This is a genomic window from Neobacillus bataviensis (assembly GCF_019969725.1).
In genome coordinates, this window is sequence record NZ_JAHXYW010000001.1 from 651,384 (window position 1) to 669,638 (window position 18,255).

An 18,255-nucleotide genomic window follows, 5' to 3' on the forward strand; every position below is an offset into this window, starting at 1 on the left:
CAAAAGGGACGAAAAGCTATAAACGGGATTTTAGCCTTGATAATACCCCTATACTCATTAAAGTAAAGGTAAAACAAGCCACCAAAGGTAGGAAGTGCATGCCACATAAGTTAGCTGTTGCTTGAATTGGACGTGTTAATTCACTCATCTGCAAAGATAACGATTTAAGACTCCCAATTTGATCAAGCTCGCTTTTGTGCCACAAAACCTTGGTTAACTATCTTTTTATTATTTAAGAAACGTGATAATCCAAATGTTGTAATACTTGCAAATACAACACTTAACGCACTAAACCATGTAATGGAGGATAATGATATTTGCCCCACAATTAATCCACCTAAACCTGCACCAACCGCAAAACCTAATTGCATCATCGATTGGTTCAGACCTAACAGCACATCTGAAGATTCAGGGGATATCGTTGCTAAATTATATTGCTGAGTTGCACCTGATGACCATCCTGCAAATGACCAGACTAACAATATAATAAATACTGCAATAATTGTATTGTTTATGCAATCAGCGAAAATCCTCTAGGTCCATACATTTTCAAAGGGAAAATCCTGACCCCTGTCATTGGCTGGACAACCCATCATTCGATTGTTCATTTTGAGGATAAATGGTATTTTTGTTATCATGACTGCTCCCTATCCGACGGAGTTGACCATAAACGTTGTGTTAAATACACCGAACTAAAATACAATGAAGACGGAACAATTCAAACAATCTATCCTTACTCTAACTGAGCATGGAAAGTCAATAAATGACAATAAATAGGCCTTGAAAAGGCTTATTAGCCTCCAAGGGCTATTTACTAACACAGTTGCCTGAAAGTGAAAGTCTCAAACCCATCTTTCATTAAGGCAATTTTCGTAAAGATTGTTGTTTTTCGTATATGTTCATCAACCCGTATAAAATGATTCTTCGTGGCATCTTTTCGTAAGAACATTTGCGAAAATTGCCTAGAAACTTTGTAAATGACCCTTAATAAGTTCTAAAAGCAACAAAGGTTACGAAAAGAGCCTTCATTAATTGAAAGTCTTGGAATCCACAAGGAATTTTTTTATCATAAACGAAGCAGCTCCTAGGGCGGCAGCATTTCTGTTGAGTTGGGAAATGAAAATCTCATTTTTTAGCGGTATATACCTTGAGACCCTTTTTGAAACCGCCTTCTTAATCGATTTTAAAATGATTGGATTAGCCTCAATCAAGTTGCTTCTCAAGATAATCGCGTCGGGGTTGAAAGTATTGATCATATTTGTTAAACCAATTCCTAAAAAATGACCGAATTTTTCTATTTCCATCAATATATCCCGATCGTTTTCCAGAATCATCTTATTGGCCTTTTCATGTGTCATTTCCACTCCATTTTTTATCTTGGAAAGATTCTTGAAAAATGCACTTTCAGATGCATACAGCTCCCAACATCCTTGGTTTCCGCAGCCGCATTTTTTTCCATTGAATTCAATACTCATATGTCCCATTTCGCCTGAAACTCCATCAGATCCGCGGTAAAGCTTGTTATTTACAATGATCCCGAGACCAATGCCAGTTCCTACGCTTACATAAATGCTGTTATCAGAATTCTTGATTTCACCATACAATTTCTCGCCAAATGCACCGGCATTTGCTTCATTATCAATAAATACAGGAAAGGTAAATTGTTCTTCCAGCAAATCTTTTATGTCGACTTTGTCCCAATTTGAGTGGGGAGTAAATACTACCGTTTGATTCTCATTAACAAATCCGTGAACCCCAACCCCGATTCCAATAATGCCATACGGAGATTCCGGTGCGTGATTAACCACCATCCTAATTCTTTCAATTAAAATTGAATTAAGCGTTTCCATTGACTCGTTTACAAATTCAAAGTAGTCCGAAAAAACCTTATTCCCCTCTAAATCAATTAAAATCGATAAAATGTAATTTGCCGCAAGTTCAACTCCTATAGCATATCCGGCATTTTTATTAAAAACTAGCAATATAGGTTTTCGGCCCCCGCTCGATACTCCCATCCCAATTTCGGATATGAGATGTTTTTTGATTAATGAATGCGCTTGCAAAGAAACGGTTGCTTTGTTCAGGTTTGTTATTTCCGAGAGTTTTGCCCTGGAGATGGGGTAGTTCTTAATAATTGTACTCAGAATTATTTTTTGGCTATGCAATTTAATATCGTTTTGATCTACTAATTCCACTTATTCTCCTCCTCTCTTTATTTGTTTTCCAATTCAAACGAAGTGCCTATTCCTTTATTTGATTGTTTTTATTATATCGCAAAAATTCACAAATTTATATATTGTTCATTTTAAACATATGTGTTAGCATTAAATCACAACTTAGTTTATCCTATAAACAAACTAAGTTTAGAATGGTTTTGATTTTTAGACGATAAAAAATGTAGACGATTTCAAATTTTAATTAATAGTTAAAGAGGTGAAAACAGCTTTAAACGCAATATATTTAAAGTTTTCCAGATTTTAAGTTTTGTTTAGGATATTTTAATTTAGTATAAACATATTGTTAGTTTATTTATGAAAACAAACTAAGTGAACAAATGATTATTTTCATCAAATAAGAGATTCCTTATATGGGAATATTTTTAGTTAGGTGTTGAATGCAACAATCCACTTTATAAAGTATTTACCGATTTTTACACGGATTGGCTTAAAGGGTTTCTAAATTTTTTAACCACCACTGAAAGCGGTTACCCCTAATTTTTTATCTATAAAAAATCGAGAGGCTCATACTTTCAAATAAACGATTTTACCAATGTCTAAAATGTAAGCGGATAAATCGATTTGAAATTTAACTAAAAAGGAGATCTATGATATGGCTTTAAGGGAATCAACAGTTCAACAAATGAACGAAAACACACAAAACATTCAACAAAACGAGTATCATAAGCTCAACCTTTCTGAACGTATCGGTTACGGTCTCGGGGACTTTGCCCAAAACCTCGTATTTGGTACAGTCGGAGGGTTTCTGGCTCTCTATCTTACTACCGTTAATGCCATAGGTACAGCAGCAGCTGGATTCATCTTCTTGTTTGTCCGTATCGTCAACGTATTCTGGGATCCAATGGTTGGTACCTTCGTCGATAGACATACTTTCAAAAACGGAAAATATCGTCCTTGGCTTCTGATTGCAGGTATTCCACTTGTTATCTTAGCAGCGATGCTCTTTGTTCCATTTCCAGCAATTCGTGGTTCAGTGCCAATTGCCTTTATCACTTACTTCTTGCTCGACTTGGTTTATTCTGTCGTCAATATTCCTTACGGTTCGCTAAATGCTTCACTGACACGTGACCCTGAATCCGTAGATAAAATCACAACTACTCGTATGATGCTGGCTAACATTGCTAACCTCTTGGTTTACACACTGTTTCCAATGTTTGTCCAAATGGCAGCACCAAAAGACCGCTCACTCAAAGACACAGGTTTCTTCGGTCTAAAAATCAACATGGGTACTTATACGGATGCATCTGCAAGTCATGCTTGGTTTTGGGTTTACATGGTTTACATGATACTTGGCGCTGTGGCTTTGTTCTTCTGCTACCGTCTCACAAAAGAACGCGTTGTCGCTACTAGGGAACAATCTGCCAAAGTGAAAGCTACCGACCTGTTCCTTGAATTGAAGAACAACAAACCACTCGTTATTCTTGGTTTCTTCTTTATGCTTGCATTCACCTTCATGTTCTTCATGAACACAGTGAATGGATTCTTTAACCAATACACGGTCAACCACTCAGACTGGATGGGTGCAGTAGGTCTCATCGCCTCTATCCCTGGTATCGCTTTCCCAGTCTTCTGGCCAAAATTGAGGAAAATCTTTGGTAAAAAGGGATTCTTCCATTTCTTCCTTGGTATGTTTGTTGTTGGTGAAATCCTTACTTGGATATGGTCGTTAGATGGCATGCACGATTCACTCTTCCTTGCTTATGTTTCAACCTTCATCAAACAATGGGGTCTCACTTCAGCAACAGGTTTCATGTGGGCACTCGTTCCTGAAGTTGTCTCATATGGTGAAATGAAGTCTGGCAAACGTAACGCTGCTATCATCAACGCTATCATGGGTCTCTTCTTCAAGATTGGCTTCACTCTTGGTGGTGCCATTCCGCTCTGGTTCCTTGCTGCCTACGGCTTCAATGGAAATGCGGTGAAGCAAACAGCTAGTGCTCTTTCCGGTATCAATATAACAGCTATCTGGATTCCTGCAGCGCTTGCTATCGTTTCGATGATTGTTATGGCTCTTTACCCTCTTTCAGATAAAGACGTCGAAGATATCAATAAGCAGCTCGATGCTTCTCGTGCCAAAGCAAAAATCAGCTGAATAAGATATTAGCATTAAAACTCGTGAACATAAAAGTTCACGAGTTTTTCTTTTTGTTAATGTTTATCATTTCAATTACACATATACTTTACCTATAAAAAAGAGGCGGACCACAATGGTCCTGCCTCAAAAAAATGAAAGTTATTGTTCCTGTAAATTCAGATGCCCTTGCTGCCGTTTAAATTTCGCTATAAAAAATGTTAATGTAGCAGCCAGGAATAAAACAAGGAATATAGCAATATGCGCAATGTTCTCCCACATAAAACCGAAGTCTCCAGTTGAAATAATCGCCCTAAAACCAGAAACCGAATAGCTCATCGGCAAATAATGATTGATCGTTTGCAGGAATTTCGGACTAAGTTCTATCGGGAACGTTCCTGCACTGGATGTTAATTGTAAGATCAAGATAATAACAGCAATAAAGCGTCCAGGATTATCAAGAACCGCAACAAGGAAATGAATAATAGCCATGAATGTCCAGCTAGTAAAGATACTAAACATAATAAAGTAAGGAACACTCTTCACTTCGAGCCCCAGTCCCATGAGCAGCACCGCATCCGCGATTAATGCCTGAGCAATTCCTACTGCTAAAATAACACCGGCTTTTCCGAGAAACCAGCTAATTCCGTTCTTCGGTTCTGTGGCTGGTTTATACATTGGAAAAATAACGGAAAGCATCAGAGCACCAACGAATAGACTTAATGCCAAGAAATAAGGCGCCAATCCGCTGCCGTAGTTTGGAACTTGGTTCATTTTGTAATCTTTAACATTGACTGGCTTTGCAAACATATCATATACGATGTTGTTGGCCTTTACATCACTGGCATCTTTTGCCCCGTCACTTAATTGATTACTCAATTCCATTGAGCCATCTGTAAGTTTAGCCATTCCTTCCTTTAAATCAGTCGAGCCATTTGCAAGACTGGTCATTCCGTCCTTTAGGTCAGTTTCACCCCTATAAAGGGAATTGGTACCTGTGGTTAATTGAGTCGCTCCCTGTGCCAGCTTATTCGTTCCATCTTTCATAAGAACAGAGCTGGATGCCAATTGACCTAACCCAGATGTAAGGCTGCTTGAGCCACTTTTAATTTGACTGAATCCTTTTTGTGCTTCATCTAAATTCGAACCAAACTGGGCAAGACCTTGAGTTAACTGTTCTTGGCCAGTTACTACCTGTTTCGCCCCGCCTGATAATTGGTTGATACCATTAGCCAATTTCTGCTGTCCTTGGTTTAACTGATCAGCACCATCTGCTAATGAATCAGAGCCTTGCTCTATTTGCCCGGCACTCTTTGCCAAGTCACCTACGCCAGAAACAACCTGCTGGTTTCCGTCCGATAATTGGTTCAAGCTATTAATCAGTTTTTCCTTCTCGGTAGGATCAATCGTACTATCTGACATGGCATTTACTTGATCAAGCAATTGCTTCAGCCCAAGGCTTACTGAATCAGCACCGGACTTTGCTTTAACTGCTCCTGCCTCCCATTGTTCTAAGGAAGCAGACAGCTGTGAAGAACCTTCTGAAAGCTGCTTTGATCCTTTCTCAAGTTCAGGCAGACTTTCTGCAGCTGATGCTAAGCCATCAGACAATTGCTTTGTGCCAGCTTCCGCTTGGTTTGCACCTGCTAACAGCTTAGTGTTCCCGTCTTTCATTTGCGTCAGGACAGTATTAAATTGTTGTAATCCGTTATGAATCTGCTCTGAACCATTTGAAGCAGATACTACCCCATCTGAAAAAGCAACCGATTTAGCTGCCAATGTTTCAAGTTTTTGCTTGATTGACTTGGCGCCGGAATCAACTGATTTAGCGCCATTTGCTAACTTTTCTGCACCGCTGTCAGCAGATGCAATTCCATCCGCTAGGCTGCCGGTACCATCTTTGGCTTCAGCGATTCCGTTATAAAGTTCACCTGCACCGTTACTTGCTTTTTTCAACCCACCAGCTACATCTTTTAAACTATCAAACATGGATTCCGCATACGTCTTCGTAACCGAGGCCGCCACTTCCTCCTTAATTTTTTCAATGGCTGAATCACCGATTTTCGATGATAGATAGTTATTGCCTTCATTTACGGTATAGACCAGATTTAGTTTCTGTGGATTGGTGCTTTGTAACGTCGTTGCATTTTTTGAAAAATCTTCAGGAATTTCAATCATCAAATAATAATCTTGATTCTTCAAGCCATGCTTTGCTTTATTTTCACTGACAAAGTCCCAATTAAATGTTTTCTTCTCTTTCAAGTTATCAACTAAATCCTTACCAATGGCCAACTGCTCTCCATTGTATCTGGCACCCTTGTCATTATTAACAATCGCCACTGGCATTCTGTCCAAATGGGCATATGGATCCCAAAATGCCCACAGGTAGGTTGCGCTGTATAGGACAGGAATCATCATCACACCGATAATGGCGATAAGCAATTTGCGCGTACGAATAATTTTTAGAAATTCGCTTTTCATATTTGCAAAAGCTTTCATGTTGTTCACCCCTAAAATATGTCTTTTTTCATAAAATGACTAATACTCTCATTTGGTCATTCGATTCTAAAAAAATCCTCACTACTTGTTGACCATTTTAGTATTTTAGTCATTTTTGATAAAATGACTATATCACATCTTATTATTGGGGTTCAACATTTTTGTTTAAAAAAACATTTCATAAGATCACTGAGGAAAATTATAAAAGGGTCCTATAAAGAGAAAACTTTTTTAAAGGATTGTAAGATGAGAAAAAAGATAAACATTAATTACCATGAAATGAACGATAATAATTGATATCCATAATGACATTTTAGATTTAAATTAAACGATTCTTTCAAAACTCGAATTCGTGTCGCATGAAATGGAACAATTTCCGTGATTTTTTGAAACCTTTTCCAGTTCACAGAACAACCTAAATAAGGAGAGAGGACTCCAATAGGAATAGGCCACTCTCCTTATTTAAAGCTCTCCCCAATTTATCAAACATATCCTAATTGATGATCAATTCATATAGCGATATTCTCTCAGATTATTCAAAATAGAGATTTCCTGTAATAATTTCTCTCCAACATTCGTTTCTTTAACCTTTTTTCTCTTTAATTCTTTATCCACCAATCTTTTTATGGATAAAACATCTGTCCCGTTAAGCAAAACATCTTCTTTTGAATTAAAATGCTTATGGGCGACCAGTTGCATACCGTAGGAATTATACAGTAACGTATATCCTGCTATACCTGTTGTTGATTGATAAGCTTTGGAGAAACCTCCATCGATCACGATCATCCTACCATTTGCTTTAATTGGATTTTCTCCCTCAATTTCTTTAACAGGTGTATGGCCATTTATAATATGACCCTGGTCAGGATTCAGATCAAATTCTGTTAGGATTTTGCGGCATATTTCTTCATTTTCACGTAAATGGTAGTATGGGTTCTTTCTCTCTCTATGGGTTGCCTTGTCCTTAATAAAGTACCTCTCAAAAGTTGTCATTTCTCTTTTACCAAAGAGTGATGAATATTCTCCTGTCCATAAATACCAGACCATATCTGTCGCAAGATCATCTGTCTCTTCGGGATGTGCAAAAGCATGCCGTAAATAATGTTCAAAAACATCAAGTAAATCACGGCCTGAATAAGTTTTATTTTCAATAACCATTTTTTCCATATTCCCTTTTTCATCTAAAGGAATACAACCATGTATTAATAGGTTCCCGTTATATTTTAAATACAGACTCCCTTTCTTCATAAGGAAATTCATATGTCTGGCCAGCTTTTCTGAATGCTGGACTGAAAATAATAATCTTTCTATAACCTGCTTTTCTTCTTCTAATAATTGATCCGGCTGCTCTGGATTTACCGTTGCAAAGCAAATATTTTTTAGAGGGTAGGTTTTCCCATAAATCGTTATTTCGTTCTTGTCATAATCAATTTTCTCAAGCAAAAGCCTTTCTGACATATTAAAATACGGGCGTCTCTTTATAATAGGCATTTCGAGTTTGAACTGAATCATCGCAATTGCTTGATGAATTTTCGTTATTTGTAATTTTTCATGATCAGATTGTTTCTTATCTGAATGTACCTTAGGTCTGAAAGCTGGATTGTCCTCATAGTATTTCTCCGCAAGATTCAGCAGGGGTCTGAGATTGATTCCATATATATCTTCAATAATATCCAGATTGTCGTATCTTGCGCAGATACGAATGATATTAGCGAGACAAACCATTGAACCAGCAAAAGCGCCTAGCCATAGTACATCATGGTTTCCCCACTGAATATCAACGGAATGATAATTAATCAGAGTATCCATGATTTTATCAGGTTCGGGTCCACGATCATAAATATCCCCAACTACATGAAGATGATCGACAACCAATCTCTGGGTTGTATACGCAAGTCCTGTTATGAGTTTATCAGCTTGACCTAAGGAGATGATCTGCTGGACAATTTCTGTATAATATCGCTCCTTATTTGTAGATTGATTCGTTTTGTATAGCAGTTCTTCTATTATAAACACAAACTGACTCGGCAATGCTTTTCGTAATTTCGAACGTGTATATTTGGAGGAAGCTTTAGAAATAAGCCTTATCATCCGCTCGATGATTACTATATACCATTGGTTTAATTCTTGTTCATTGCCAAAATGATTTTTCATTAATTTTAACTTTTCTTCAGGATAATAAACTAATGTCGCAAATTCATTAATTTCTTTTTCAAATAAAACATCTTGAAACAAGTCCCTGATTTTCTCTTTTACATTTCCTGAACCATTTCTTAACACATGTTGAAAAGCTTGATACTCCCCATGTAAATCACTGACAAAATGTTCTGTCCCCTTTGGTAAATTAAGAATGGCTTCCAGATTAATAATTTCAGTTACCACTTTTTCTTCACAATCATATTTTTGGACAAGTAAATCTAGATATTTTGAGTTCAAAATCATGTATCCCCTTTCAAAATTCACCATTCAATTTCTATCTAATAAATTGAGATTAATTATTAATATTATCAGACAAAACTTAAATAATAGTTATTTTACTATTTAGAATCTCTCTGTCAACAGATCAAAAAACCACATATAGGATATAAGAATAAAAATCGTTAATCTTTGCGTAAACTCATTACCTAAATAAAAAGAGGAGAATATTCCCCTCTTTTGGACTAGAATTTAGTATGATTTTATTTTACTAATAAGATTTGTTACCATGATATAACTTTTTCCCATAGTTAGGGTAACAAACGACAATTTGATCAAGCTCTCTGTTGTGCCGCAAAATCTTGGTTGATTACCTTTTTATTATTTAAGAAACGTGATAATCCAAATGTTGTAATACTTGCAAACACAATACTTAACGCACTAAACCATGTAATGGAAGATAATGATATTTGCCCCACAATTACTCCACCTAAACCGGCACCAACCGCAAAACCTAATTGCATCATCGATTGGTTCAGACCCAGCAATACATCTGAGGATTCAGGTGATATCGTTGCCAAATTATATTGCTGAGTTGCACCTGATGACCAGCCTGCAAATGACCAGACTGTCAATAAAATAAATACTGCAATAATTGAATGTGATATGAATGAAAGCACGACTAAAGATGTTACATTTACAAGTAACCCTCTTTTTAATGTAAAAATTACGCCTCTTTTATCTGCACTTAATCCACCTAGTTTAGAACCAAATAAGCTTGCAACTCCAAGAACAAGTAATGTAATACTTAAAAGATGATCACTCATACCTACAGTATTTACAAGGAATGGAGATAAATAAGTAAAAATAATCCCGTACCCTGTCATTAAAAAGAAGGTGATTGATAAAGCTAAAGCAATTTTTGGTTTTTTGAACATAGCAATTTGTCTCGTTAAAGGGATGGAAGCCTCACCATTCATTTTTGGTATTGTATTTAAAACAATAAAAATGACAAGTAAAACTAATAATGCGATACCGATAAATACAAATTTCCAGCCATACGTGGAGGTAATAAAACGTCCAATAGGAACGCCAATGATTAATGATGCGGTAAATCCCATGACAACTGTTGCAATAGAACTTGCCTTTTTATTAGCAGGTGCAATCTTTGCTGCGATACTTAAAACTGTAACGACCGCTACACCTGTACTTAAAGCCATAATAATGCGAGCAATCATAAAGAATCCATATCCTGGAACAATCACTGAAAGTAAATTTCCTACAATAAAAACAAATAACGTATAGATTAGTAATTTACGTCTTTCGATTTTAGCCGTTAATACCATTAATATAGGTGTACCAATTGCATAGGCTAATGAAAAGACTGTTATTAATTGACCAGCCGCTCCAATTGACACTCCTAGAGCATCTGCCATTTTATCCAAAATACCTGCGATGATGTATTGCGAAGTGCCAACTAAAAAACTTATCAATGCTAAAATATAAATCTTTGTTGTATTTGACATTTGAAATTTTCTCCTCAATATCACTTTAAATTTCTATATTTCTATAAACACTGAAATAGTAGTCAAAATGAAAGAAGCTATTTTAAGCTTCTTTCTATTCTAATGCTTTAAATTAATGTATTAAGATGCTTCTTAGCATCGTAAACTTCCAATTCTTCACCATTTTTTAAACGATGAATAAAATCAGGATTAGAAATCAATGGACGTCCGAAAGCAGCGACATCAATTATTCCTTCTTCAATCGCATGATTCGCCATTTCTGGATTTAATGTACCTACCCCAATAATGACACCATCCCAGTATTTTCGGACTAATTGATGCATCGTTTTCCCATCTGCAAGCACTCGATCAAATTGCATAATCGATGGGTGAATCATGGTTGCACCCGCTTCCTTAAATGCCTCAACAAATGTACGAATAGCCATTTCTGGATCTTCCCACATGTAATTTGGAATATCGGCTTTATGAGCAGAGAATCGGATCATTGTTCGTTCTGTACCGATTGCATCGATAACTGCTTTAATTACTTCCTTCATGAACGTTAATCTTTGAGCAAGGTCACCACCATATTTGTCTGTACGATGATTTGTTATATCTGAATTAAATTGGTCAATCAGGTATCCGTGGGCACCATGAATTTCCACACCGTCAAAACCTGCTGCTATTGCATTTTTCGCAGCTTGCGCATATTGATTGATGACTTCATTAATATCTTCAATTGTCATTTCTTCCGGAACATCATATGGCTTACGGAAACGTGAGACAAGGCCTTCTGCTGGAATAACTGATGGTGCTTGTGGAGGCAGATTTCCAGCAAGCTCGTGATGAGATAAACGACCAACATGCCATATTTGAGCGATCATTGTGCCTCCCTCTTTATGCACAGCATCCGTTACTTTTTTCCATCCTTTAATTTGTTCGTCTGAATAAATGCCTGGAATTCCAGGATAGCCTTTGCCACGAGGACTAATGACCGTTCCTTCTGAAATGATTAAGCCAATTCCATCGGCAGCACGTTTTCGGTAATATTCAACAATATCCTCTCCTACTACGCCCGTTTGATTATCTGCAAAGGATCTTGTTAACGGAGCCATTGCGATACGAGAGCGTAAATTCAAAGCACCGATTTTAATCGGTTCAAACAATTTACTTTCTAAACCATTTTTTAAATTTCCCCAAGAATTTGTTTCTCTGATAATTTGAGCCATATTTTTTTCCCCCGTTCATTTATTCGGTATTTCTATAAATACTGAAATTGATTTAAAAATTAATCCGCTTTAACATTAAAGTAAAGCGGGAGCATATTGTGCAAGGACTTCTCGTTGTAAACTGTAATATCTGAAGGTTCCCTCTCTGCGAACGGCTAATAATCCGCAATCGAGTAATGGTTTTAAATGATGTGTCAATGTTGAATTGGCAGGGACTTTTAATTGATTTGCCATTTCCAGGCATGCTAACTCTGATTGTTGAGCAAGTAATTTTACGATTTGTAAACGAGTCGATTCACCTAGTGCCTTATAGACTTTTACTGCAATATCATCATTCACCGATAAAAACCTCCTTTCAGCAATCTTTATTTCAGTATTTCTAGAAATATTGTATTTAATTAAAGATGCTCTGTCAAGTGATTGCTTTTCCATTTTTTAATTCAAAGGCTGTTTTGCTATTACAAAATAAATTATTATTTGACTCTGATTATAATGATCTTGTTTTAGTATTTGCTCAAAAAACGGTAAACCATTTCAACAACCGAAATAGCAAGGAATTATCGTAAGATGGTAAACAAAAGCGGCTTACCTATATTAGGTTCCATGATCTAAGACACACCCATGCGACATTAATGATGCAGCAAGGAGTACATCCAAAGGTTGTTTCTGGTAAAAGTGGTAGGTGACAAACAGTACTCCATTGCAAATAAAAAATTCCGCTAAGATATTGATTAGCGAATAAAATAAATATTTATCTATTTAGACTTGCGCACTCAGTTAATCTTGCAAAAAATTGCTGCAAGGAAAGTGGAATGCTATCGCCGATTTCGGAATTACCATGTGGGGAGTGGTGTTTAAGTGCTAGTTTTACTCCTATTTCAAAGAATAAATATGCTCAGCCATCCTATTGTTTCATCTTGCTCCTTGTTCAAAGAGTGTCAAATCATTTTACCGGGACATTCCTATTTTAATCATGAATTGAAAGCCTGCACCAGTAGTTGAAAAGAAATGACATTTTTCCCTCGTTAACAATCATATATTATTCTCACAGGAAGATATTTCTTTCAAAATAAACAATAGTTTAATAAAATTATATTTGGGGAATATTTTCTAGTTTATAGTTCTGGAGGAAAAATTTTTCTCTACTAAATTAATACAATGCGGGAGGAGCAAAACGAATGCAAGAAAATGGTAACATTGGAAAGTGCCCGTTTCACGGCAGCGCTACTAGTACAAAATCTAGTGGTACATCAAACCGGGATTGGTGGCCAAATCAGTTGAACTTAAACATTCTCCATCAGCATGACAGAAAATCAAACCCTATGGGAGAAGAATTTGATTATGCAGAGGAATTTAAAAAGTTAGACTACAATGCGCTTAAGCAAGATCTCCGCGAGCTCATGACAGACAGTCAAGATTGGTGGCCTGCTGACTATGGCCATTATGGACCGTTCTTTATCCGTATGGCTTGGCACGCTGCAGGTACATATCGGACAGGCGATGGCCGCGGTGGTGCTGGAACGGGTAACCAACGTTTTGCTCCTCTTAACAGTTGGCCGGATAACGGGAACCTTGATAAGGCCCGTCGACTGCTATGGCCAATTAAGCAAAAGTATGGAAACAAGATTTCCTGGGCTGACTTGTTCGTTCTAACAGGTAATGTCGCAATAGAATCCATGGGTGGTAAGACATTTGGTTTTGGAGCAGGACGCGCTGACATTTGGCATCCAGAAGAAGATATTTACTGGGGTACTGAAACTGAATGGCTTGGAGATAAACGATACACAGGAGATCGTGATCTTGAAAATCCACTGGCTGCCGTACAAATGGGGCTTATCTATGTTAACCCTGAAGGTCCAAATGGCAAACCAGATCCCCTTGCAAGCGCTCGTGACATTCGCGAAACCTTTGCACGTATGGGAATGAACGATGAAGAAACAGTGGCTCTAATTGCTGGTGGCCATACTTTCGGTAAGGCACACGGTGCCGGAGATGCAGCCCTTGTAGGTCCAGAGCCGGAGGCGGCTCCGATTGAAGCGCAAGGCTTAGGCTGGTTAAGCACAAACGGCAGCGGTAAAGGCCGTGATACCATTACCAGCGGTATTGAAGGTGCTTGGACTGCTAATCCGACACAGTGGGATAATGGTTACTTTGATCTTTTGTTTGGTTATGAATGGTGGCTTACAAAGAGTCCTGCAGGTGCATGGCAGTGGCTTGTGGTAGACCCTGCAGAGGAACATCTTGCACCCGATGCAGAAGATCCATCCCTTAAAGTACCTACGATGATGACCACCGCCGATATGGCATTGCGTCATGATCCGGTATACGAAAAGATTGCCCGCCGATTCCATGAAAATCCAGAAGAATTTGCCGAAGTGTTTGCCCGTGCCTGGTTCAAACTTACTCACCGTGACATGGGTCCTAAAGCAAGATATCTTGGTTCGGAGGTTCCCGAAGAAGATCTTATCTGGCAAGATCCTGTACCTACTGTCGATTATGAATTAACAAATATAGAAGTAGCTGCGCTGAAAGAAAAAATCCTGAACTCAGGACTTACGGTCAGCGAACTGGTCACAACTGCTTGGGCTTCCGCCAGTACCTTCCGCGGCTCGGATAAGCGAGGCGGTGCTAATGGTGCCCGCATACGTCTTGCTCCACAGAAGGATTGGGAAGTAAATCAGCCGGAGCTGCTTGCAAAAGTCCTCCATGTACTCGAAGACATTCAAAGTACTTTAGATAAGAAAGTCAGCCTTGCCGATTTGATTGTCCTAGGTGGCAGTGCTGCGGTAGAAAAGGCTGCACGTAATGCGGGCTTTGATGTTACCGTTCCTTTTGCTCCAGGACGCGGCGATGCAACACAAAAACAAACGGATGCGGAAAGCTTTGAAGTATTGGAGCCTGTTGCTGATGGGTTCCGTAACTACCAGAAGCAGCAGTTTAGTGTAAGTCCAGAAGAGCTTCTGGTAGACAAAGCACAACTCTTAAACCTAACTGCACCAGAAATGACTGTACTTATTGGCGGAATGCGTGTTTTAGGTACTAACTACCGAGGCACTAAACACGGAGTTTTCACAGATCGTGTTGGCACACTTACGAACGACTTCTTTGTTAACTTGCTTGATATGGGAGTAGCTTGGACTCCTGTAGAGGGAGGCGTATATGAAGGACGTGACCGCAAGACAGGTGAAGTAGTGCGGACAGCAACGAGAGTAGACCTCGTGTTCGGTTCCAACTCTGTTCTCCGGGGTATTGCAGAAGTGTATGCTCAAGACGATAACAAAGAGAAGTTTGTGCGCGACTTTATCGCGGCATGGGTGAAAGTAATGAATGCTGACCGCTTCGACTTGAAGTTGAAGAAGGCTGTGTTAACTGGTAAATAAATTAATAAAGCGTGTAACTTAATTAATAACAATAAACTTTAAGGAGAGTGAACTTTCACTCTCCTTTTTACATCCGAAACTGGTCCTAATTTTATTTGCCCTGTCCTTCCTTCAAGTCCTATCAAATCGGCGAAAACACATATACCTGCATGACACCAAGGCACTCAGTCACATTTTTTTGTCTCTATGATTGAAGGTTAACTAAAAAAATCTTCATTTTAAATACTTGGTACCAGTACTTCCTTTTTAATTGTCAAATTTAACTCAGGAATATCTAAAAACTTCTTTATTGCTATGGCACAAGCGCCCATTACGCAAGCATTCGTACCGAGATCTGAAATGAATATTTCTTTATAATTACTAATTGAAGTTTTTAAGTTTAATTTAATGGTGTTCATGGCATCAGGAAGCAATTTCAATAACTCACTATTTAACACCAGTATCTCAGGATTTAGTATATTAATTATATTATTTAGACCAATAGATACATACATTATATACTCATCCATTTGAGTCATAACAGCTGAATTTCTGGCAATAACAAGACTTTTTATATCCTGGTAGGTCAATTTTGGTTTATCAATTATCTCAGAAAAATTATTAAAAAAACTGGCTTCAGAGGCATATAACTCCCAACAACCGTTTTTCCCGCAATTACAAGGCTTACCATCAGGAGAAATGATCATATGACCCATTTCCCCTGCAAATCCATGGTACCCTTTTATCAGTTCCCCGTTGAACAAAAAACCGAGACCTATACCTGAATACATACTTAGGCTGATTGAGTCGTTACTTTGATGGAAGTGAAATACTTTTTCTGCAAATGCACATAAATTTGCATTATTTTCAACATAAACTGCTGTATTTACACTTTTCTCTAAATCACCCTTTAAGTCCTTGTTATACCATTTATGATGTGGAACAAATGAGATAGTTTCGTCCTTCTTCACAGTTCCATGAATTCCCAATAATTTTACTTAAGATCAAGCTTTTGTTTATCTTTTTAAGATAAGCAGCAACACCAATTTCCATAAAGCTCATCACTATTCAAACAAAATATTTATATCAAACAACAATTTATGGGCTTAGGATAGGCTAGGTTTTATCCCTTATAGTGAAAATCAGGTATTTCTGTCCAACGTCTTCGCAGCTCATGTGCAGCATATTTTGGTTTCCGGTCGCGCGTAAAAATGCCCTTTTTGTTTCCTTGAACCCGAACAATTCCTTGGCCAGTTGCAAAATCAGCAAAGTTCCATACCTGTTCACCAACGAAATGATCAAATTCATCAAACACTTCATGGTTTGCTTTATAAAATGCTACTTGATATTCTTCCGTAAACATGACAGGTTCTACATCGTGTAGTCCTGCTACCGTATCAGCGCCATACTCAGTCATCATAATTGGTTTGTTCGGGCACCTTTTAAGCCAGCCATTAAACTCAGCACGAAGCTTTTCTTTAGCTGAAATTAAATCGCCGCCATCCACATACCACCCGTAGTATCGGTTAAAGGCGAGGATATCCAGTAATTCCGCAATTTGATCCTTTTCAGGTGAAGATTGAATTTCAGTCACAATAGTTACAGGACGTTTTTGAGGGTCCAGTTCTTTTGCCTGCTCGACTAGCGGCTTAAAGTATTCATACGCACCTTCTTCTTCCGTTGCAGCTTCGTTGGCTATATTCCACATAACCACTGAAGGATGGTTTTTGTCACGCTTGATAAGTTCTTTGATCACCTGTTGATGATGCTCGAAAGTTTTAAGCTCCTTCCAGGTATCCCGTTTAGGCCCACCCAAAAAGACCACCATCATGTTCAAGTGCAAACCAACTGCAGGTACTTCATCTATGATGACAAAACCTTCGCGGTCAGCAAGGCGCATGATTTCTTCTGAATATGGGTAATGGGCTGTACGGAAGGAGTTTGCTCCCGTCCATTTCATCAGGTTGAAATCCATCACATTAGCGGCCTCATCAAAGCCTCTTCCATGGATCGGTGTATCTTCGTGCCTGCCAAAGCCTTTGAAATAAAATGGCTTATTATTAATAAGGAACTTCCCATCTTTGACCGCTACTGTTCTAACACCAAAGGGCTGTTCATATATATCAACGGTTTCCCCATCCTTTTCCAGCTCAACTTGAAGTGTGTACAAATAGGCATTTAAAGGCTCCCACAGCCTTACATCTAGGATGTTGATAGTGCCATCAGATCCTTCTGCCTCACCTACTACGTTTCCAGATTCGTCTATGGCCTTTACTTTTACTTGTACTGTGCCGGCTGCCTCAATCGAATAGTGAACCTGGCCATCTATATCCGTTACAATCGTTACATCCTTAACATAAATAGTCGGTGTTGTATAAATTTTCACTGGTCGGTGCAAACCGGAGTAGTTGAAAAAGTCAAAATTCGGCTGATTGCGTTTTACTTTGCCAACACCAGGAATATCCTTTTCTATTACTGTTCCAACCGGTAACGTCGAATAATCGACAATATTGTTGACAGCAACTGTTAAGCGATTTTTCCCTTTTTGTAAATACTTATTTAATTCTGCCTCAAACGGTAAGAAGCCACCTTTATGCTCGACAACAAGCTCTCCATTGACATATACCTTTGCCAGATGGGTTGCCGAACCAAATCGCAATACCACACGTTCTGACTGAAGTATAACCGGAACAGAAAATTCCCGTTCATACCAAACCCAGCCAACATGATCGCGTATATTGGCATTTACTCCAATGTCATTAAAAGAGGAGGGAACAGCCATGCTCATAGCCTCGGTTAATTTTGTATTTTGCCAGTTTTCCTGAAATCCATTTCCCGAATCAAGTTTAAATTTCCAAACCCCGTTCAAGTCAATAATACTCCGTGTTTCAGTAACGATAGGATATAACATTTTCAGTCTCCTTTTTTTTAAATCATAGA

Annotated in this window: 11 protein-coding genes and 1 pseudogene; 3 read left to right on the plus strand and 9 right to left on the minus strand. The window is 38.2% G+C overall.

Annotation, left to right across the window (positions count from 1 at the left end; all coding sequences use genetic code 11):
• Positions 1-182 precede the first annotated feature (182 nt).
• The gene (locus LC455_RS03230) at positions 183-482 is read right to left on the minus strand and encodes a hypothetical protein (protein WP_440446373.1); all 300 of its coding nucleotides are present in this window, start codon (positions 480-482) and stop codon (positions 183-185) included.
• A gap of 21 nt (positions 483-503) precedes the next feature.
• Here LC455_RS03230 and LC455_RS03235 point away from each other — a divergent pair.
• Positions 504-746 (plus strand): annotated as a pseudogene (locus tag LC455_RS03235) (alpha-N-arabinofuranosidase); the annotation flags it as partial.
• Positions 747-1,028: 282 nt separating this feature from the next.
• On the opposite strand, the gene LC455_RS03240 reads toward LC455_RS03235, so the two are convergent.
• Positions 1,029-2,195, minus strand: a complete 1,167-nt coding sequence (locus LC455_RS03240; RefSeq protein ID WP_223588135.1) for an ROK family protein — start codon at positions 2,193-2,195, stop codon at positions 1,029-1,031.
• Between the two features lie 634 nt (positions 2,196-2,829).
• Here LC455_RS03240 and LC455_RS03245 point away from each other — a divergent pair.
• Complete coding sequence (locus LC455_RS03245; RefSeq protein WP_223588137.1) at positions 2,830-4,329, plus strand: MFS transporter; 1,500 nt, start codon at positions 2,830-2,832, stop codon at positions 4,327-4,329.
• A gap of 141 nt (positions 4,330-4,470) precedes the next feature.
• On the opposite strand, the gene LC455_RS03250 is transcribed toward LC455_RS03245, so the two are convergent.
• The 5 genes from LC455_RS03250 to LC455_RS03270 form a co-directional block, all read right to left on the minus strand.
• On the minus strand, positions 4,471-6,807 hold the full coding sequence (locus LC455_RS03250) for a YhgE/Pip domain-containing protein (RefSeq protein WP_223588139.1): 2,337 nt from the start codon (positions 6,805-6,807) through the stop codon (positions 4,471-4,473).
• A 504-nt stretch (positions 6,808-7,311) separates the two neighbouring features.
• Positions 7,312-9,243 (minus strand): fructose-1,6-bisphosphatase, encoded by a 1,932-nt coding sequence (fbp, locus tag LC455_RS03255; protein ID WP_223588140.1) that lies wholly within the window; start codon positions 9,241-9,243, stop codon positions 7,312-7,314.
• A gap of 314 nt (positions 9,244-9,557) precedes the next feature.
• On the minus strand, positions 9,558-10,748 hold the full coding sequence (locus LC455_RS03260; RefSeq protein ID WP_223588142.1) for an MFS transporter: 1,191 nt from the start codon (positions 10,746-10,748) through the stop codon (positions 9,558-9,560).
• Between the two features lie 107 nt (positions 10,749-10,855).
• The gene (locus LC455_RS03265) at positions 10,856-11,956 is read right to left on the minus strand and encodes an alkene reductase (protein WP_223588143.1); all 1,101 of its coding nucleotides are present in this window, start codon (positions 11,954-11,956) and stop codon (positions 10,856-10,858) included.
• Between the two features lie 75 nt (positions 11,957-12,031).
• The gene (locus tag LC455_RS03270; protein ID WP_223588145.1) at positions 12,032-12,295 is read right to left on the minus strand and encodes an ArsR/SmtB family transcription factor; all 264 of its coding nucleotides are present in this window, start codon (positions 12,293-12,295) and stop codon (positions 12,032-12,034) included.
• Between the two features lie 839 nt (positions 12,296-13,134).
• On the opposite strand from LC455_RS03270, the gene katG reads away from it, so the two are divergent.
• On the plus strand, positions 13,135-15,336 hold the full coding sequence (gene katG / locus LC455_RS03275) for a catalase/peroxidase HPI (RefSeq protein ID WP_223588147.1): 2,202 nt from the start codon (positions 13,135-13,137) through the stop codon (positions 15,334-15,336).
• Positions 15,337-15,554: 218 nt separating this feature from the next.
• Here the strand turns inward: katG and LC455_RS03280 are convergent, their stop codons facing one another.
• On the minus strand, positions 15,555-16,304 hold the full coding sequence (locus LC455_RS03280) for an ROK family protein (RefSeq protein WP_223588148.1): 750 nt from the start codon (positions 16,302-16,304) through the stop codon (positions 15,555-15,557).
• Positions 16,305-16,438: 134 nt separating this feature from the next.
• The gene (gene uidA / locus LC455_RS03285; RefSeq protein WP_223588150.1) at positions 16,439-18,226 is read right to left on the minus strand and encodes a beta-glucuronidase; all 1,788 of its coding nucleotides are present in this window, start codon (positions 18,224-18,226) and stop codon (positions 16,439-16,441) included.
• Between the last annotated feature and the right edge of the window lie 29 nt (positions 18,227-18,255).